The organism is Enterococcus sp. DIV0802b (genome assembly GCF_050543535.1).
Classification (GTDB): Bacteria; Bacillota; Bacilli; order Lactobacillales; family Enterococcaceae; genus Enterococcus_D; species Enterococcus_D entomosocium.
Window position 1 is genome coordinate 3,334,526 of the sequence record NZ_CP172941.1, and the last position, 17,635, is coordinate 3,352,160.

Annotated in this window: 16 protein-coding genes and 1 riboswitch; of the genes, 3 read left to right on the forward strand and 13 right to left on the reverse strand. The window is 45.9% G+C overall.

Features of this window, described 5'->3' with window-relative positions; all coding sequences use genetic code 11:
• Nucleotides 1–7 precede the first annotated feature (7 nt).
• Nucleotides 8–1,231 (reverse strand): four-carbon acid sugar kinase family protein, encoded by a 1,224-nt coding sequence (locus IGJ12_RS15645; protein WP_430619177.1) that lies wholly within the window; start codon nucleotides 1,229–1,231, stop codon nucleotides 8–10.
• A 173-nt stretch (nucleotides 1,232–1,404) separates the two neighbouring features.
• Here IGJ12_RS15645 and IGJ12_RS15650 point away from each other — a divergent pair, with 173 nt between their 5' ends.
• Both IGJ12_RS15650 and IGJ12_RS15655 read left to right on the forward strand, forming a co-directional pair.
• Complete coding sequence (locus IGJ12_RS15650) at nucleotides 1,405–1,878, forward strand: PrpR N-terminal domain-containing protein (RefSeq protein WP_430619178.1); 474 nt, start codon at nucleotides 1,405–1,407, stop codon at nucleotides 1,876–1,878.
• Nucleotides 1,879–1,910: 32 nt separating this feature from the next.
• A complete protein-coding gene (locus tag IGJ12_RS15655) occupies nucleotides 1,911–3,179 on the forward strand; it encodes a helix-turn-helix domain-containing protein (protein ID WP_430619179.1) in 1,269 nt (422 codons plus the stop codon).
• A 163-nt stretch (nucleotides 3,180–3,342) separates the two neighbouring features.
• Here the strand turns inward: IGJ12_RS15655 and IGJ12_RS15660 are convergent, their stop codons facing one another.
• From IGJ12_RS15660 to IGJ12_RS15675, 4 genes are all read right to left on the reverse strand, one after another.
• Nucleotides 3,343–4,779, reverse strand: coding sequence for an MDR family MFS transporter (locus tag IGJ12_RS15660; RefSeq protein WP_236550388.1), 1,437 nt, complete (start codon nucleotides 4,777–4,779; stop codon nucleotides 3,343–3,345).
• Entirely contained in the window at nucleotides 4,776–5,216 is a 441-nt protein-coding gene (locus IGJ12_RS15665; protein WP_086316644.1) for a MarR family winged helix-turn-helix transcriptional regulator, read from the reverse strand. The genes IGJ12_RS15660 and IGJ12_RS15665 overlap by 4 nt, the downstream gene beginning before the upstream one ends.
• Before the next feature lie 150 nt (nucleotides 5,217–5,366).
• Nucleotides 5,367–6,353 (reverse strand): tRNA dihydrouridine synthase, encoded by a 987-nt coding sequence (locus tag IGJ12_RS15670; RefSeq protein WP_005230648.1) that lies wholly within the window; start codon nucleotides 6,351–6,353, stop codon nucleotides 5,367–5,369.
• Between the two features lie 146 nt (nucleotides 6,354–6,499).
• Complete coding sequence (locus tag IGJ12_RS15675) at nucleotides 6,500–7,060, reverse strand: TIGR00730 family Rossman fold protein (RefSeq protein ID WP_008380221.1); 561 nt, start codon at nucleotides 7,058–7,060, stop codon at nucleotides 6,500–6,502.
• Nucleotides 7,061–7,146: 86 nt separating this feature from the next.
• Here IGJ12_RS15675 and IGJ12_RS15680 point away from each other — a divergent pair, with 86 nt between their 5' ends.
• Entirely contained in the window at nucleotides 7,147–7,488 is a 342-nt protein-coding gene (locus IGJ12_RS15680; RefSeq protein ID WP_429975066.1) for a MazG nucleotide pyrophosphohydrolase domain-containing protein, read from the forward strand.
• A 149-nt stretch (nucleotides 7,489–7,637) separates the two neighbouring features.
• Here the strand turns inward: IGJ12_RS15680 and IGJ12_RS15685 are convergent, their stop codons facing one another.
• The 8 genes from IGJ12_RS15685 to IGJ12_RS15720 all read right to left on the reverse strand — a co-directional run bounded on the left by IGJ12_RS15685 (nucleotide 7,638) and on the right by IGJ12_RS15720 (nucleotide 17,399).
• Nucleotides 7,638–8,651, reverse strand: coding sequence for an ABC transporter substrate-binding protein (locus IGJ12_RS15685; protein ID WP_430619180.1), 1,014 nt, complete (start codon nucleotides 8,649–8,651; stop codon nucleotides 7,638–7,640).
• Entirely contained in the window at nucleotides 8,644–9,426 is a 783-nt protein-coding gene (locus IGJ12_RS15690) for an ABC transporter ATP-binding protein (RefSeq protein WP_086298790.1), read from the reverse strand. The genes IGJ12_RS15685 and IGJ12_RS15690 overlap by 8 nt, the downstream gene beginning before the upstream one ends.
• A 4-nt stretch (nucleotides 9,427–9,430) precedes the next feature.
• Nucleotides 9,431–10,504: a FecCD family ABC transporter permease gene (locus IGJ12_RS15695; protein WP_005233272.1), complete on the reverse strand. Its 1,074-nt coding sequence runs from the start codon at nucleotides 10,502–10,504 to the stop codon at nucleotides 9,431–9,433.
• Between the two features lie 468 nt (nucleotides 10,505–10,972).
• Nucleotides 10,973–11,446, reverse strand: a complete 474-nt coding sequence (ribH, locus tag IGJ12_RS15700) for a 6,7-dimethyl-8-ribityllumazine synthase (protein WP_430619181.1) — start codon at nucleotides 11,444–11,446, stop codon at nucleotides 10,973–10,975.
• 21 nt (nucleotides 11,447–11,467) lie between these two features.
• A complete protein-coding gene (ribB, locus tag IGJ12_RS15705) occupies nucleotides 11,468–12,679 on the reverse strand; it encodes a 3,4-dihydroxy-2-butanone-4-phosphate synthase (RefSeq protein ID WP_086332740.1) in 1,212 nt (403 codons plus the stop codon).
• The gene (locus IGJ12_RS15710) at nucleotides 12,657–13,244 is read right to left on the reverse strand and encodes a riboflavin synthase (protein WP_005233260.1); all 588 of its coding nucleotides are present in this window, start codon (nucleotides 13,242–13,244) and stop codon (nucleotides 12,657–12,659) included. The genes ribB and IGJ12_RS15710 overlap by 23 nt, the downstream gene beginning before the upstream one ends.
• A complete protein-coding gene (ribD, locus tag IGJ12_RS15715) occupies nucleotides 13,229–14,305 on the reverse strand; it encodes a bifunctional diaminohydroxyphosphoribosylaminopyrimidine deaminase/5-amino-6-(5-phosphoribosylamino)uracil reductase RibD (RefSeq protein ID WP_430619182.1) in 1,077 nt (358 codons plus the stop codon). The genes IGJ12_RS15710 and ribD overlap by 16 nt, the downstream gene beginning before the upstream one ends.
• 112 nt (nucleotides 14,306–14,417) lie before the next feature.
• Nucleotides 14,418–14,556, reverse strand: a riboswitch (FMN riboswitch).
• A gap of 194 nt (nucleotides 14,557–14,750) precedes the next feature.
• Nucleotides 14,751–17,399 carry an HAD-IC family P-type ATPase gene (locus tag IGJ12_RS15720; RefSeq protein ID WP_430619183.1) on the reverse strand — a complete coding sequence of 883 codons (2,649 nt, stop codon included), beginning with the start codon at nucleotides 17,397–17,399 and terminating at the stop codon, nucleotides 14,751–14,753.
• Between the last annotated feature and the right edge of the window lie 236 nt (nucleotides 17,400–17,635).

Consider the following 17,635-nt stretch of genomic DNA (forward strand, 5'->3'; position numbering starts at 1 on the left):
TGATTGTCTAATACTGCTTGATTTCTTCAAATAAGGTTTCTGATCCAAAACCACCGGATTTTGTGATCACTTGCATTTCTTTGTTATTCCACTCCACCACAGACAAAACCACGCCAGGTTTGAGTTCCGTCAAAGGTCTGATACCGGTCACACCTAAAACCCTCATCGCTTGATACAAGGTGTCTCCACCTGTAAATAGAAATGTGTTTTTGTGTTGCTGAGACCAAAGTGTTTTTGTCAATTTCCCCAGTGCCTCTCCTATGCGAAAGCGGCACTCCTTTGCAGTCAGTCCCAGCTCTTTGCTAAGCGTAAGAAGCTCCGCAGTCGTTTGATCGCTGCAGGTATCAAAAACGACCAGGGATTCCTTTTTCAACAGCTCATGATAGGCGCTTACCTCTTGATGTCCCACTTCTTTCTCCCAATAGGTATCATCCAACAATTGCTTTGCCGACAAAGAAATGCGTGGGGAGCGCTTTTGCGCATAAGCAATCTGCTTCTTCGTTATCGGGTTCACACTGCCGCAGATGACCACGATCGGTTTTTCAAGCTGCAACTGGACTTTACTCCCTTCTGGAAACAGTTCATGTGCCAAAGTCTTTGCAAACCCAGCACATCCGACTGTCAGTCCCAGAAGTTTTTTTTCTTTCAGCTGTCTGCCATGTTTTGCCAGCATCTCGTCTGTCTGGGCATCAAAGACTGCTACACCCATGTTTGGCAATCGATCATTTTGTACCAGTACTGCTTCGATGTCAGCTTCCGTCTTTAATCGTTGTATCACACTACTTTCTATTACTGGTTCATATGGGTCATCTGCAAAAACACTTTCTGTAACCAAGACATCATCAATATATAAATGACCATCGATCAACACTCGATTCATTTCTGGGTACGCAGGCAAAAACGGGATGACCGCTTGCTTATGCGTATCAATCATTGCTTTTATCTCAGCACTGATATTTCCTCTCAATGCCGAATCTACTTTTTTATAGATATAGGGAATTCCGGCAGCTTGTGCCTCTTCTAGAATGGCTTTGGTTTTTTCGTAAGCCGTGTCAAAGTTTAAGTGCCTGCTCTCTGTGTTAAGAACCAGCACCTCCATCTCATGCGGAATATCCTCGTAATGAACAAGTGCTTCCGTCGAGACCAAGGTTTGAATACCCTGTCTAGAAAATTGAACCCCAGTATCAAGCGCTCCTGTAAAGTCGTCTGCAATAACTAACAACTTTAACATCTACTCACCACCTCGGACTTCTTGGTTTGATTATAGCGACAAAAAATAAGCGGTTACATTCTAAAAAAAAGAAAAATCGTTTAATTTCGAAACAGTTTAAATGAAAACGAATACCTATTTGTTTTTCTGTGATATTATCGTTTACAAATGAAACACTATTGAAGGTGAAGAAAATGAAGAGGAAAATTTTAGGAATTGCACCTTATGAAGAATTAAATTATTCAATGACTACTATTGGTGAGCAATACCCTGAAGTCGAGACGACTATTTATACGGCCGATTTGGTGGAAGGGCAAAAATTGGCAACGCAACTTTGCAATGATGGATACGATGCGATCATTTCTCGCGGTGGGACTGCAAAACTGATCCGAAGAGTGGTTTCTTTGCCCGTAATTGATGTCTCACTATCGATTTACGATGTTCACAGTGCCATTCGCTTGGCCGAAAATTACACAGACAACTTCGTCATTGTCGGCTACCCTAGTATTACTGAGAAAGCGCACTTGCTTTGCGATCTCTTAGGTTTGAACATTGAAATCTATACCATCGACGAGGATATAAATGCTCACGAGATGCTCGATTCATTGGCAGAAAAAAATATGAATTGTTTTTATGCGATGCAATTACGAATCGTACTGCTCTTTTAAAATCATTAAACACCCTTTTGATCACGTCAGGATTGGAGAGCATCAAACGTGCCTATGAAGACGCCCTGACGATCATCGATCACGTCAATCAAGTCAAACATAAAAAAGAGATTCTGGAAAAAGGGTTGCTTTGTCTGAAACAAGATATCCTGTTTTGCGACGATGATTATAACATCGAATTTTCCACCCTTGACCCGATTTTTGCGTCAGAAATCATCAAAATTTTACAGACAAAATCCGAAAAAAAAGAGCTACAGCACTATTCTCAAGTAAAGAACTCTTTCGTTTCAGTTACAGTCAAAACATATATTATTGATCAGCAGAAGTATTACTGTTGTTTTATAAACGAGAAAAATACACCACCGATTTCCAATAAACACGGTATCACCTATCAAAAAAAAGCTGAGGTTGCAGCCGTTTTTTCAAAGCAGCTGCTGTTTTCACAATTTATTCCTCAAGAAATCAAGCTGGAACTCAAGAAAAAAGAAGCCAGTTATTCTTCCTACCTAGTATTCGGAGAAAGCGGCACAGCGAAGAAAAATATCGCCTATCAGATCTACTTGTCCCAGACGAAAGACACTAACTATCTAATCACCATCAACTGTGCTTTGATTACAGACAAGTTATGGAAGTTTCTAGTCAATGCAGCCAATGGCCCTTTTGTCGATGTCCACAATACCATTTTCTTCGATCATGCTGAGCAGCTTAAGCCCGCTTCAGTTGAGCGGCTTGTCTCTTTGATCAAAACGACGAATGTCTTAAAAAACAACCGGCTGCTCTTTACCTATGACAACAACAAAACAGCTGATTCAACAACCTTTACTCGCTTGGCAAGCCAGTTAGGCAGTGCCAAACTCTATGCTCCTGCGATTCGTGAGCGAAAAAATGAATTAAGTATTATCACGACACTACTTTTAAATAAGGTGAATATTGAATGCAGCAAAGATATCATGGGCTTCGATCCTAGAGCGTTAGCAGCCTTTATGGCCTATGACTGGCCGGGAAATTTTGATCAGCTACAATACTGTGTCAAAGAACTGGTTTTAAATGCGAACTCCCATTATATTTCTGAACACCAGGTTGCAGAATTACTAAATAAAGAACGTTTGATACAAAATTTCACTAATATACAAGACAATTTTACGACTAAAAGCAGCCTCCAACATCCAACATTGTTTGACTATACAAAAACAATCATTTTAAATGTATTAGAGCAAAACGAGGGCAATCAAACCAAAACCGCTATTCAACTAGGGATCAGCCGAACGACATTATGGCGCTACCTAAAAGAAGACGGCTAAAAAAATCTGACGGACCGCAAAGAACGCTTCTTGCGGATCCGTCAGATTTCCTTCTCTCAACCTATATTTTCATCTTCATTAAAGAGGGTGTGTTTTCCTTCGTTTTTCTTGATTCCAAAACTTCACAAACCTTCTGCTTTATGAACCGTACTAAATGACGAGCTTATTCCAGCGGTTCTTCCGCACCTTCCAGCCACACGGCTTCTGGTTTCTGATCACGAATCAAGAATAGCCCCGTTGCAAACAGCAGTCCAGAAGCGATCGTCATCAATAAGAAAGAAACATTCATCCCATGAAGCAACGCACTCGTTCCTGTTAAGGTCGTGCTTTTTTGCGCCACACTATTCATGATCCCGACAAATAATGCTGTCCCGATGGCGCCTGCCACAGTCCGCAAAGAAGTCAATAACGCTGTTCCATGCGCCGTCAGTTGCGGCGGAATATTTTTATTTCCCCACGTCACGAAGGGCATCAACAAACAGCCTGTGGCGGCACAGCGCAGCATGTTCAAAACCACTGCTACCCAAATACCCGTGTGCATATGGATAAAATACATGCCGATGTTGCTCAAGACCAGTGAGCCGCCGCCAAAAAGCGTCAACAGACGGATGCCGACTTTGTCATAGATTCGCCCAGCCACGGGACTTAAGAAAGCCGAGACCAGAGAGCCTGGCAAAACGACTAATCCCGAGATCGTCGCTGATTTGCCTAAAATCGACTGCACGTATAGCGGCATCAGCATCGCCGAACCCATCAAGACCAAGTAAAGCATGATACTGCCAAAGACACTGATGGCATACTCTTTTGTTTTTAAGACCCGCAGATCCAAAAATGGAGTTTCCGCTCTTAACTGACGGAAGACAAAGAAGATCCCTGCTACCAAACCGAGCCCTAAGGTTCCTAAAACGGGTAAGCTGAAAAAGCCATAGCTGCCGATATTGCCAAAGCCTAAAGTAATCCCACCAAAGGCGAAGGCACTCAAAACAAAAGAGGTCTGATCAAATTTGCTGTTGCTTACTGGCAACACATCATCAAAAACCTTTATGGCCCAAATCAGTGAAATCAAAACAATCACGGCAACGATATAAAAAATCGCATGCCAGTTCAAGCGGTCCACGATCACCCCAGCAAGAGTCGGTGCGATCACGGGTGCCGCGGTGATCGATAGTCCATACCAGCCCATCACGACACCAATACGATTGATCGGATAGATCGATAAGAGAATCACTTGCGCCATTGCTGTCAAGATTCCATTGCCTACGGCCTGCAAAATACGAGCAAGCATCATGACTAGAAAATTGGGAGCTGCAGCACAAAGCAGCAAGCCCACCAACGCAATTCCTAAGGCAGCGAGATACAGCTTTTTGGTTGGCACACGATTCATAAGATATGCCGTCAAGGGCATAACGATCGCCATCGCCAAGGAATAACCGCTAGTCAGCCATTGTCCCGTAGTGACGGAAATCTGCAGGTCAGTGACGATGGCGGGTAAAGCCGTCGTCAAGGCGGTCGCCAACATGGATACGGCAATACATGTAATCATTAAATTAATAAAAATCAGCGTCCGCTGACGTTCCGTTCGTTGGACTGTTTCACTCAATCAACGTCCGCCTCCTTCTCAAGATAAAACTGTTCGATTTTTGCTAAGGCTTGACCAAAGGCTTGTTTTTCTTCTGCCGTCAAATAGGTCAGCATTTCTTGGTGCGCCTTGCTACGTTTTTCTTTCATTCGCTGTGCCTCTTCCTTGCCTGCTTCCGTCAGCGAAATCAGATGGATGCGTTTATCTTTCGGATCGACTTCTTTTTGGATCAGCCCTTTTTCAGCCAGTTTTTTTAGTAGTTCGCCAGTGGATGTCGAGCGAATCGCTAAATACGCGGCGAGATCTTTTTGGGTCAACGTCCCTTTTTCGTCCAATACCAGTAGGCAATTGAACTGTCCCCGACCTGGCATAAAACGCCCATATTTTTGTTCCGCATACCGCCGATTTAATTTATACACTTCAAACAATCGTTCCACGATTTCTTGTTCGGAAACCATCGACCTTCAGCTCCTTTCGCCTCTTCACTATTTAGATAGGTACCTAGTTAAAAGTCCGCTCTCCATTTTACATAGGTACCTATCTATTGTCAAGAAAGGATTGACATTGAGAGCGGATGCAGCAACCAAAAACGAAAAAAGCATTGAAACTTACGCTTCAATACTTTCCTCGTGGTTCTTTTTCTCCGCAAACTCTGCCAGCAGTTGCCGAACTTCATCCGTTGATTTGGTATTCATCAATTTTGCTCGCAAATCACTGGCTCCTGGGAAGCCTTTGACATAGATTTTAAAGAAACGATGCAATCCTGCGATCGAGCGTGGCACCATTTTGGCGTAATGATCCTGCAAGTCTAATTGCAGCTGTAGCAAGCCTAATAGCTCTTCTGAGGTATGCTCTTTCGGTTCTTTTTCAAAGGCATAGGGATTCTTGAAAATACCCCGACCGATCATGATTCCGTCTACGCCATATTTTTCTGCTAGCTCTAAACCTTTGGTACGATCAGGGATATCGCCGTTGATCGTCAGCTTCGTTTGTGGGGCGATTCGGTCCCGCAAGGCCACCACTTCAGGAATCAATTCCCAATGGGCATCGACCTTGCTCATTTCTTTGCGGGTTCGTAGATGGATCGAAAGGTTAGCGATATCTTGTTGCAGGACATGGGTCAACCAGGCTTCCATTTCCCCTAGTTCGGTATAGCCCAAACGCGTCTTGACGCTGACCGGCAAGCCGCCAGCTTTGGCTGCTTGGATCAGCTCAGCAGCAACTTCTGGTCGCAAGATCAAGCCGCTGCCTTTGCCTCGTCCGGCAACATTTGGCACTGGACAGCCCATATTTAAGTCAATCCCTTTAAAGCCCATCTCGGCTAATCCGATACTCATTTCACGGAAATACTCTGGCTTGTCTCCCCAAATGTGGGCTACCATCGGTTGCTCATCTTCGGTGAAGACTAAACGTCCCCGCACACTGTCGCGTCCTTCTGGATGACAGTAACTATCGGAGTTGGTAAATTCCGTAAAGAAAACATCTGGTGCGCCGGCAGCTTGAACGACATGCCGAAAAACGACATCGGTGACATCTTCCATTGGTGCTAGAATAAAAAAAGGCTTCGGCAATTCAGCCCAAAAATTTGTTGTCATGATTTACGCTCCATTTCTTTGTCCAAGGATCTTATTTTATGACCCTACTTGCAAAACAAACCCCATTATACTAAGAATGAGTCAAAGAAGCAAAAGAGCAAGACGACACCCGTCGGTGCTTCGCCTTGCTCTTTTGCAACAGACGCTTAATACTGCCGAATAACTGGTGGTTCGTAAGCTTGAATAAAGACTTCCAGCTCCTGGGTTGTTTGCGCAAAGCCGATTTTTTCGCGATCGGCCTGCGTCAAGAACTCATTTTCCACCATGTTGTCATACAAGGCTCTCGTTGCGCGGTAAAAGTTGTTCACATCATAAAAAGCACAAGGATTCGGGTTTTGACCGATTCTTGACCACGAGATCATCTCCGTGATTTCTTCCAGCGTCCCGGGACCACCTGGCAGTGCGACAAACGCCTGCGACAATTCGAACATTTTTCGTTTTCTTTCTGACATCGTCTCGACGACATGGAGTTCGGTCAATCCAGGATGTGCTAGTTCCCGATCTTTTAAAAAGGTTGGGATCACCCCGATCACCTGACCGCCATTTTCTAAGACAGCATCTGCCAGCACGCCCATCAAGCCCGCTTTTCCGCCGCCATAGACCAGCGTATTTTGCCGTGAAGCGATCCACTGCCCCAATTCTTGGGCGGCTGTTGCAAAACTAGGTTCATTACCGACACTGGCACCACAATAGACTGCAATTTTCATAAAACTCTCCATCATCCTTCTCAATCATTTTGAAATAGTATATCATGATTCTGATAAAGGTTCTGGGAAAGGATGGAAAAAAAATTATGAACATTGAGGAATATCAACGACTTATCAGTGACTTCTACAAATCCCGCAACTGGTATCAATATGATCCGTTTATTCGGGCGAATTTTTTAGCAGAAGAAGTCGGGGAAGTGAGCCGTGCCATTCGGACATTGGAGATTGGCCGTGACCGTCCCGATGAACAAGAAGGCTTGCCGGAAGAAAAACTGGCAAATCTGACGGAAGAATTGGGCGATGTACTGGATAACTTATTTATTCTCGCCGATAAATACGATATTTCTCTGGAAACAATCATGCAAAAACACAAAGAAAAGCTTTTGTCTCGCTATCAAATGAACCAAGAGACAGAAAAAAACAGCTAACGGGCTACTTGTTGCGTAACGGGCAGCGGCAAAGGTTGCTTTTCCCAAATACAAAAAACCAACGTTTCTGTGGTCAATCGGCCAGTGAAACGTTGATTTTCTTCTATTATATAAAAAGTTGGTTCTCCTTTTTATATAATAGAAGGTGTTTATTGTGCCATTTGCTCTACCAGTTCTTCCAAACCAGTCAAGGCTTGGTAGCCGTAGCCAAAGAGATAATTGTAGTCCATGCTGTAGACTTGTTTGTTTTTGATGGCTTTCATGCTAGAGAGTTTGTCGTTTTTGTATAAGCCTTCAATGATTTCTTGACCGGAAACACTGCCTTCGATCGTTGACCAGTCGCCGACGATCAAGACATCGGGATCCGTTTCGATCAAAGTTTCGACACTGACTTCCCCTGAATAGTCTTGAAACACATTGTTCAGTTTGATCATATCAAAGTTGCTATTGAAAAAAGACTCATCTTGAGCGGCATAGACACTGACAACACTAGGATCAGACATAAAGAGATGGGCAAAGGTTTGCTCTTCTTTGTCTGCTACTTTTTCTTCCAAGGCACTCTGACGATCCTTTAATTCTTTTTCAAAAGCAGCGGCTGCCTCGGGGACATTGAAGAGCTTGCCAAGGTTTTCAATGTCTTGATAAACGGAATCAAATGTTGCTCCAGTGACAGAGGTTTCTTGGACATAAGTCGGAATGCCCATCTCGTTCAAGGAATCAACGGTGCCGACGCCCCAATCTTGGTTATCGAAAAGTCCCCCGCGACCAAAAATCAAATCTGGATCCACACTTAGCGTCGTTTCTTTACTGATATAGTCACTGCCCAGGTCGTTGAGTTCTGCATAATCAGCAGCAACTTCCTCATCGGCGGCACCAAAGGTTGCACCGACACCCGCAATCTGATCCTTGAGGCCGAGATGCAGCAGCAATTCCGCTGCTGGTCGTGTGTTGGCAACGACTTTTTTTGGTGCCTCATTAAAGGTTTGATCCTTGGCGGTCCATTGCGTGCCGCCTTCTGCTTTGGTGTAGTTGCTGATGGTTAAGGGATACGTACTTTCTGCCTGTGAGGAAGAAGCCGAAGTTCCTTCATCCTTCGTATTGCCGCAAGCGCTTAATGTAAAAACTGCCAATCCTACCCCAATCATTTTTCCCCATTTATTCATCTGTTTGCTCCTTTTCAAAATAATAATGAAACCCTAATCCGCCTGTGATCGGATGATGGTAAATACTGCATTTCACGCCATAGATTTCTTCGATCAGTTCCTCTGTCAGCAGCGTTTCTGGTTCGCCATACCCTACGACCCGACCATCTTTTAAGGCATAGATGATGTCGCAATAGTTGGCTGCTTGTTCCAAATTATGCAGCGCCGCCAACAAGCCAATCTTCAGATGCTTGACGGTCTCTAAGATTTCCAGCTGGTAACGGATATCCAAATGATTGGTCGGCTCATCGAGAATCATAAATTTCGGTTCTTGGGTGATGGCACGAGCAAGGACGACCCGCTGTTTTTCGCCTCCTGATAATGAGAGGTAGCTGCGTTTTCTGTAGGCACTTAACCCTGTTTTGGCTAAGGCTTCGGTGACCAGCTCATGATCGGCTTTGGTGTCTTGTTCCAACAACCCCTTGTGGGGCGTGCGGCCTAAAAGCACCATCTGTTCTACTGTTAAATCAAAGCTCAACTCATTGAACTGACTGACGACGCTGACTTGCTGGGCGACTTTTTTTTCGGAACTTTTCAAAATATTCATCTCACCCAAATAAATTTCGCCGCTGTCAGGTTTCAACGTTTTGTAGATGGCTTTTAACAACGTGGACTTACCACTGCCATTAGACCCAATCAAACCGACAAATTGCCCTTGTGCGGTTTGGACGGAGATGTCTTTTAGAATCTGCTGATCCCCGATCGTCAGATTGAGCTTTTCAACTGCCAATTTCATCTCGTCACCCCCCAAAGTTGTATTGTCGTTTGACAATGATATAGATAAAGATCGGTGCGCCAATCAGCGCTGTAATGATCCCGATCGGCAGTTCGACTCCTTGCAGGGTCGAGCGGGCGATCACATCCGCCCAAATCAAAAACAACGCGCCTGTCAAAGCGGTCAAAGGCATTAACAGGCGATGATCCGAGCCGCTGACTCCACGTACGATATGAGGAATGATCAAGCCGACAAAGCCGATCATCCCAGAATTCGCAACGATGATACTAGTTAATAGTGCTGCTAGCAGCATGTAAAAACGCCGATAGAAGGTCAGCTTGACCCCTAAGGTGGAAGCAACTTCATCCCCCAGCAAAAGCGTATTCAAAACACGGTATTGCGTCAGGAAGAACAGCGTGATCAAAGAAACCAGAACCACGATAAAGCCCAATTTGTTCCAAGAAGCCGAGGCTAGGCTGCCCATCGACCAAAACGCTACGGTCTTCATCCCTTCTGCATTGCTAGCCAGATAGATGATCAAGTTTGAAACAGAGCTACATAAGGCACTGACGATCGTCCCCGACAGCACAAGTTTTGTGGAAGTCATTTTCCCACCGATACTGGCAAGCAGCAGCACCAAAATAGTCGCAATCCCCGCTCCTGCAAAGGCGCCAAACGATAAGCCCAGCTGCAAGACTAGCGCCGAGCCGCCAAAACCGACTAAGATGGCAAAGGTCGCCCCTAAGGATGCGCCGGAAGAGATCCCTAGGATATATGGATCTGCCAGCGGATTTTGGACCACTGCCTGCATCACTGCCCCGCTGATCGCTAACCCCATCCCCACAAAAATAGAAAGCAAGACCCGCGGTGCCCGAACAAACCAGACGATATTGATGTTTGCGTCTGAAATGCCTGAAAGATCACCAACCAATCCATGGCTGATTTTATAGAAGAGAATTTGGTAAACTTCGCCAAGGGTGATATTGGCTTGGCCGTTTGCCAAAGCAACTCCTGCAGATAAGAGAATGGCGACAACTAAAACACAGCAAATGATTGTCGACACCATCCAACGATTTGATTTAATCAACCCTACCGACATGTGATTCTCCTTTATTCAGCACGAACTCCTCTGATTTCACAGCAAAAACAACCTGAGTGTTGCCTCGCCGCCATCATAAAAGAAGCATCTGTGCGTTTTTTCGCTTATAACAGTTCTTCTCATGAAAAGCGCCAAAGCCATGTGCTACTTTGACATCTATTTGCAAATGAGAATCACTCTCAATGAATAGAGTCATTATAAGGAACCTTTTGTGAAATGTAAATAATTTTCTGAAAATTTCCTTAAATAAGAGTTATTCTAATGTTCGTGATTGATTGGGCATTTTCCTTTCCATTGACCTATCGAAAACACGGTACCCGTGAAGAAGCAAATTCTTCGGCAAAATAATCCAGTTTTTTTAATGATGAAAAAAGACGGACTTCATTTCGTACGAAGTCTGTCTCCAGTCTGAAGCCTATGCTTAGGCAGGCTTTTTCTTGCTAGCTTCCCTTTGTTAGCACGTGAAACCTATGCGTTGCCAAGGATTTGCTGATTCAACGAAATCATCTCCAAAAGACCTTGAGCGGCTTCACTGCCTTTATTGCCGGCTTTGGTTCCCGCTCGTTCAACGGCTTGTTCAATCGTTTCAGTCGTCAATACACCAAACATGATCGGAATGTCGGCATTCAGACCAATTTGGGCTACGCCTTTCGCCACTTCGTTTGAGATCAATTCATAGTGGGTCGTTGCTCCGCGAATCAAGGCACCTAATGTCACGATCCCATCGTATTGTTTGTGGACAACGATTTTTTTGGTAATATACGGAATCTCATAAGCACCTGGTACCCAATACACATCGATGTTTTCTGCTTTGACTCCATGACGCACCAAATTGTCTTTGGCGCCTTCCACTAACTTGGAAGTGATAAACTCGTTGAATCGTGAAACCACGATCCCTACTTTGACTGCCTCTCCCTGAAACGTTCCTTCAAATACTGTCATCGCTCATTCTCCTTTGGTTGATTAAATAGATAGGTAATGGTGAAACTTTTCTTTCTTCGTTTTCAAGTAGCTGCTGTTTTCTTTATGCGCGGGCATCTCCAGCGGAACCCGTTCTGCTACCTTGATCCCTAAGCTTTCTAATTCCTTCACTTTGTCAGGGTTATTGGTCATCAGTTGAATCTCCTGCACTTCTAAGGAACGTAAAACATCGGCAGCAAACGTGTAATGACGAGCATCTGCTGCAAAACCCAATGCAATATTTGCTTCATACGTATCCAATCCTTGTTCCTGCAACTGGTAGGCACGGAGCTTGTTCCGCAAGCCAATACCGCGGCCTTCTTGGCGTAGATACAAAATCGCACCACGGCCTTTTGCTTCGATCTGCCGCATCGCTTCTTGCAGCTGTTCGCCACAATCACAGCGATGAGAGCCGAAGACATCGCCTGTTAAACACTCTGAATGGATCCGTAGTAACAGCGGCTCGGTAGTATGTTGAATCTCGCCTTTGGCTAGTAAAAGGTGTTCATTGCCGAATTCATCTTCAAATAAGGTCAATTGGAACGCCCCATAAGCCGTTGGCAGATCCACCGTGATAGGTGCAGTTCCTCGTAGATATTCCGCCAACTCATCAATGGTCAAAAACGGCAGCTGCCATTTTTCTGCTAATTTTTTCAATTCTGGGACCCGAGCCATCGTGCCATCTTCATTTAAAATCTCACAAATGTAGGCTGCTTCCACGCTGCCAGCAAGCTTCGCTAAATCCACAGCCGCTTCTGTATGTCCTCTGCGTTCCAACACGCCGCCAGGTTGAGCGGTCAATGGGAAGATATGTCCAGGGCGATAAAAATCCGCAGCCTGTGACGCAGGATCAGCCAACTTTTCAATCGTCACTGCCCGGTCTTTCGCAGAAATTCCCGTACTCGTCATCACGTGATCGACACTGATGGTAAACGCGGTACCAAAGGCATCCGTATTATTGGCGGTCATCTCAGGCAATGCCAGCTTTTCAGCGATCGCTTGTGAGATGGGTGCACAGATCAAGCCGCGGCCATAAGTCGCCATAAAATTGACGGCTTCTGGCGTTGCGTATTCAGCAATCCCAATCAAATCTCCTTCTGATTCCCGATTTTCATCATCGGCGACAATCACTAAGCCGCCTTTTTTTAACCATTCCACTGCTTGTTCTACTTTATGCATCGTCTGCCTTCTTTCATTTTCGTTGGTATTTGACATATTTCCCAATCATATCCGTCTCGATATTGACCCACTCCCCTTGTTTCAACTGCCCCAGCGTCGTCTGGTCTTTGGAATGGGGGATCAAGCTAACGGAAAATGCCTGTGCCGTCGTCTGGGTAACCGTCAAACTGACGCCATTGATCGCAATCGACCCTTGCGGAATGATTTCCCCTTGCACACTGACAGGATAAGCAAACGTCAAGATCAAGGCATTTTCCAACTGCTTTTTCTGGATCAAACGGGTCGTTACATCAATGTGGCCTGCGACAAAGTGGCCTTCAAAACGCTGCGTCGCTGCCATCGCTCGCTCCAAATTGACTTCGGCACCCACCGAGAGTTGTTTAAAGGTCGTTCGTTGAAAGGTTTCCGGCATGATATCCACCGTAAACGTCATCGCTTGTTTGGCGATCGCCGTCAAACACGTCCCGTTGATCGCCATGCTGTCTCCGATCTGGTAATCCGCCAGCAAGCCTTCCGACGCACTGCAGGTTAGCTGGATCGTGCGGCTTTGCTTGCGGATCTCTTTGATGCGGCCTTTTTCCTGAATCAATCCTGTGAACATTCCTCTTGTCTCCTTCCTCGGATGCAAACATCTTCCCCAACTGCCGTCACCGTCACCTCTGTTAGCTGCTGCAGCTGTTTCGGGGTACGTTCACTGGCAAAACTAGCGAGACTATTGCCCCCAAGAAACTTTGGCGCCACATAGGTAATGCTTTCTTGCCACAGTCCGCTGGCTAAAAAGGCATCATGGATCGCAGCGCCTCCCTCCACGTAAAGCGATTGGACCTGTCGTGTGGCAAGCTCCTTCAACAATGCAGCGATCGTCAATTCTTCCAGTTGGATCACTGAGACATGCGCTGGCAAATCATTGACAGCTGCCTGCTGCGTAAAAATCCACACAGGTGCCGAATCGTCGGCAAACAGTGCCAGTTGGGGTTGCGACAGCGTTCGTCCCCGACGGTCTACTACGATGCGAATCGGCGGAAAGCTGGTTTCAATCGTGGTCAATAAGGTGGGATCATCCGTCAACACCGTCTGACTGCCCACTAAGATCCCTTGGTAGTCCCCACGTTCTTGATGAACGTTTTGCCAAACCCCTGAACCAGTGATCGCACTGCGGGTTAACGCATCATGAGCGATCCGACCATCTAAAGTGATCGCTTGCTTCAATGCCACGTAAGGTCGCTGATGCTGATGGTAAAAATTATAGTGTGGATTCAAATGGCGCACTTCTGTTTCTTCGATACCCACCAACACTTCGATGCCCTGATTTTCTAAAAAGCGCTTGCCTTGTCCAGCCACGATCGGGTTAGGGTCTAACTGGCCGACAACTACTTTTTTGATGCCGCTGTCGATGATCAGCTGGGTGCAAGGCGGCTGTTTTCCTTGATGGTTGCAAGGTTCTAACGTCACGTATAAAGTCGAATTGATTAGGTCTTCGGAGGAATGGCATTGTTCGATGGCGTTTCGTTCCGCATGGGGCTGCCCATAGACTAAGTGAGCCCCTTTGGCAATGACCCGTTGCTCTTTGACGATCACAGCGCCCACTAGCGGATTGGTAAAGGTTTGGTAACGCCCTTTTTTGGCTTCTGCGATCGCCAAACGCATGTATTCGTTATGCATCTTCCTTCCTCCTTTCAATAAAAAAATGCCTCGTGAGAATCTCACGAGGCATAGACAAACAAGACCGGCAAAAAATCAGTTTTAGACGCACTGCGCCCCTTGAAATTTTGTGGTTTTTCTTCTCCCATCCAGACTTTCACTGTCGGTGCCAGATTCACACTGGCTCCACCGCATAGCTATGCGGGTCACGGACTTCAAGCATTGTACTTGTCACCGTCGGTCGGGAATTACACCCTGCCCCGAAGAATACTATTCAATTCATGTGCATTTTAGCCCGACCATTTTTGTTTGTCAATAGGCCTGATTACAAGCCGAGAAGAATTCCTCTTGGCTTTTTCTTTTGGCAAACCCAAAGCAGCGACAGCAGAAATCCCTTGTCGTTCCGCCATTTTTCTAAGCTGCAACAAGGCGATTTTGCCTGTAAAAAAACACGAGAAAACCTAGGTTAAATATTTTTTCTCGAACGAAGCCATTTATCGAACTCCGTCACGAGTAAGACGACCATCCCAGAAGCTGCTGAGATGACCCAGCCGATCAAGGACATGTCCTCCGTATGAAAGGCGCTTTGCATAAATGGAACATAGGTCAATAACAGTTGCAGAACCAGCATCACACCAATGATCAAGAACGCTTTTGGATTGGTGAAGGAAGCTTTAGAAAACGCTGGTGCACTGGTACGGATGTTGAACAAATAGAAAATCTTACTCAAGACCACGATATTGACCATCATGGTACTGGCAACGGCTTCGCTGACGCCTTGCAGCAAGAGCCAGTCATGGGCGATCAAACTGATGACTGCCATCAAAATCGATACATACGCCATCTGCCAAATATCGTGGCGATTCAACAATTTATTGCCTGTCTTTCGCGGTTTGCGGTTCATGATCCCAGACTCTGCTGGTTCAAAGATAAACGCAAACTGGATCGTAATAGCAGAAACCATGTTGATCCACAGCAGTTGTGTCGCCTGCAACGGCAATTCTTTTTGCATCATGATCGTAAAGGCAATGATCAGCCCTTCGGCAAAAGATGTCGGCAACAGAAACAGAATGCTCTTTTTGATGTTGTCATAGATCCTGCGTCCTTCGCGAATCGCTAAGGACATGGTACCGAAATTGTCATCGGTCAAGATCATATCAGCAGAGTCTTTGGCTACATCCGTGCCGCTGATCCCCATCGCTACACCGATATCCGCCCGCTTCAACGCAGGGGCATCGTTGACCCCGTCCCCTGTCATCGCCGTGACTTTGCCTTTGGCTTGCAGCGCTCTGATAATGTCCAATTTATTTTTCGGCGTGGTTCGTGCAAAGACTTGATTCGTCAAGGCAGCATCTTGAAATTCAGCTTCACTCATCTGATCCAACTCGGCACCTGTCACGACGTGAATCTCATCCGCTAAGCCAAGCTTTTCCCCAATCGCTTTGGCGGTCAGAGGGTGATCCCCAGTGATCATTTTCACTTGAACACCGGCTTGGTTCATTTCCTTCAGGGAGGCAATCACTTCTTCTCGCGGCGGATCGATGATCCCGGCGATCCCTAGTAATTGCAGCCCTTGCTCAAAAATCGTTTCATCAATGTGATCAATCGAAACTTTCTGATAGCCCACCGCTATCACTCGTTTGCCTTCTGCCGACAAGCGGCGAACATGACCTGTCCAATAGGCTTCATTAAAAGGTGCCGCTTGTTTTTGCACCATTTCAAACAATTTATCTGGGGAGCCTTTAACAAATAACAAGCGTTCCCCCGCAGGGTTTGCCACTAGTTTCGCCATGTAGCGGTTGTCCGAATCAAAGGGTAGCATATCCAGTTCTTGGTAAGCGGGTGCTTGCGGATAGGCAAATTGCTTATGATACAGCGTCAAAAAGGAGCCGTCTGTTGGTTCCCCATTGATCGTCCAGTGATTTCCTTCTGGCACCAATACCGTATCGTTGGCTTCGTAGCCAGCTTCCAAAAACAACTGCAAGATGTCTTGCGTGCGAACGTCCTCCTGCTTTGGACGAATCACGCCCACCGGCGCATAGCCGTCACCCGTCACTTCATATTCCTGCTCAGCCAATACGATGTCTTTGACCGTCATTTCATTTTTGGTCAGGGTACCGGTCTTATCCGTCGCGATCACATCCACTGAGCCTAGCGTTTCAACCGCCGGCAGTGTTTTGATAATGGTGTGCTTGTTTTTTGCCATGTCGCTGACACCCATCGCCAAAACCACCGATGTCGTTGCTGGCAATCCTTCTGGGATCGAGCCGACGATCATGGTGACGACGGCTAAGGACAAGACAGAGATCGCGTAGGTTTGCTGGAACAAACTGACGATAAACAGCAAGACCGCCACGCCCATGATCACATAGGTGATGCCTTTCCCCAGCCCATCGATTTCTTTCATCAACGGCGTTTTTCGTTCTTCCGTTTGATTGACTTCTGTGGAGATTTTCCCGATCTCAGTCGTGGCGCCGGTAGCGATCACGATTCCTTTCCCGCTTCCTGACGTCACGGAAGTCGAAGCAAACGCCAAATTCCGTTGTTCTGCTAATGGGGTTGCTTCATCCACTAAGGCATCTGTTATTTTTTCCACCGAATCGGCTTCACCAGTCAAGGCGGATTCTTGGATACGCAAGTTGTCGGCTTCGATGATCCGCAGATCCGCAGGCACATTGTCACCGGCTTCTAAGAATACAACATCCCCCGGAACGACTTCGGCAGCTGGAATGTCTTGCCGAATCCCATTCCGATAGGCCGTGGCTTCTGCTGATAGCATCTCTTTGATCCGCTCTAACGCATCGGAAGCATTGGCTTCTTGGTAATAACCGATCAACGCATTGACCAGTACGACGATGCCAATGATCACGGCATCAGAGAAATGCCCCATCAGCAGCGTTAAGATGGCGGAGAAAATCAAAATGTAGATGATCGTGTTATGGAATTGCCGCAGCAGCAACCGCCACTTGGCGGTTTTTTTGATCGCTAATTGGTTCAATCCGTAGGTTTCTAACCGCTCGGTTACTTGTGCCTCAGTCAATCCTTGATCGATAGAGGGCACCTGATACTGTTCGATTGTTTCTGACACTGATAACTGAAACTCTTTTTTATTCATTTTTTTTCTTCCTTTTCTTTTTCATTGATGGATAACACAAATAAGCCCCTTATTTAGAAACTGCTCCTAAATAACGCGCTGTTGTTGGTCTCCTATTCAATTAAAAAGTAAGGCAAGTCAAAATAGTGTTTCTGCTCACCGTCACTCGAGTCGCTTGACATTCGTTTACCACCCCCTCTAAAGTTAGCAATAAGCGTAACAAACTATTTTTCCAAAGTCAAGAGTCATCGCTTTCA

What these genes read in the sequence shown, in the direction of transcription:
- IGJ12_RS15665 (WP_086316644.1), bottom strand. Translation starts at nt 5,216, where the DNA reads ATGGTTTCCGAACAAGAAATCGTGGAACGATTGTTTGAAGTGTATAAA.
- IGJ12_RS15680 (WP_429975066.1), top strand. Translation starts at nt 7,147, where the DNA reads ATGAACATTGAGGAATATCAACGACTTATCAGTGACTTCTACAAATCC.
- ribH (WP_430619181.1), bottom strand. Translation starts at nt 11,446, where the DNA reads ATGACAGTATTTGAAGGAACGTTTCAGGGAGAGGCAGTCAAAGTAGGG.
- IGJ12_RS15690 (WP_086298790.1), bottom strand. Translation starts at nt 9,426, where the DNA reads ATGAAATTGGCAGTTGAAAAGCTCAATCTGACGATCGGGGATCAGCAG.
- IGJ12_RS15675 (WP_008380221.1), bottom strand. Translation starts at nt 7,060, where the DNA reads ATGAAAATTGCAGTCTATTGTGGTGCCAGTGTCGGTAATGAACCTAGT.
- IGJ12_RS15710 (WP_005233260.1), bottom strand. Translation starts at nt 13,244, where the DNA reads ATGTTCACAGGATTGATTCAGGAAAAAGGCCGCATCAAAGAGATCCGC.
- IGJ12_RS15685 (WP_430619180.1), bottom strand. Translation starts at nt 8,651, where the DNA reads ATGAATAAATGGGGAAAAATGATTGGGGTAGGATTGGCAGTTTTTACA.
- IGJ12_RS15670 (WP_005230648.1), bottom strand. Translation starts at nt 6,353, where the DNA reads ATGACAACAAATTTTTGGGCTGAATTGCCGAAGCCTTTTTTTATTCTA.
- ribD (WP_430619182.1), bottom strand. Translation starts at nt 14,305, where the DNA reads ATGCATAACGAATACATGCGTTTGGCGATCGCAGAAGCCAAAAAAGGG.
- ribB (WP_086332740.1), bottom strand. Translation starts at nt 12,679, where the DNA reads ATGTCAAATACCAACGAAAATGAAAGAAGGCAGACGATGCATAAAGTA.
- IGJ12_RS15645 (WP_430619177.1), bottom strand. Translation starts at nt 1,231, where the DNA reads ATGTTAAAGTTGTTAGTTATTGCAGACGACTTTACAGGAGCGCTTGAT.
- IGJ12_RS15650 (WP_430619178.1), top strand. Translation starts at nt 1,405, where the DNA reads ATGAAGAGGAAAATTTTAGGAATTGCACCTTATGAAGAATTAAATTAT.
- IGJ12_RS15720 (WP_430619183.1), bottom strand. Translation starts at nt 17,399, where the DNA reads ATGAATAAAAAAGAGTTTCAGTTATCAGTGTCAGAAACAATCGAACAG.
- IGJ12_RS15695 (WP_005233272.1), bottom strand. Translation starts at nt 10,504, where the DNA reads ATGTCGGTAGGGTTGATTAAATCAAATCGTTGGATGGTGTCGACAATC.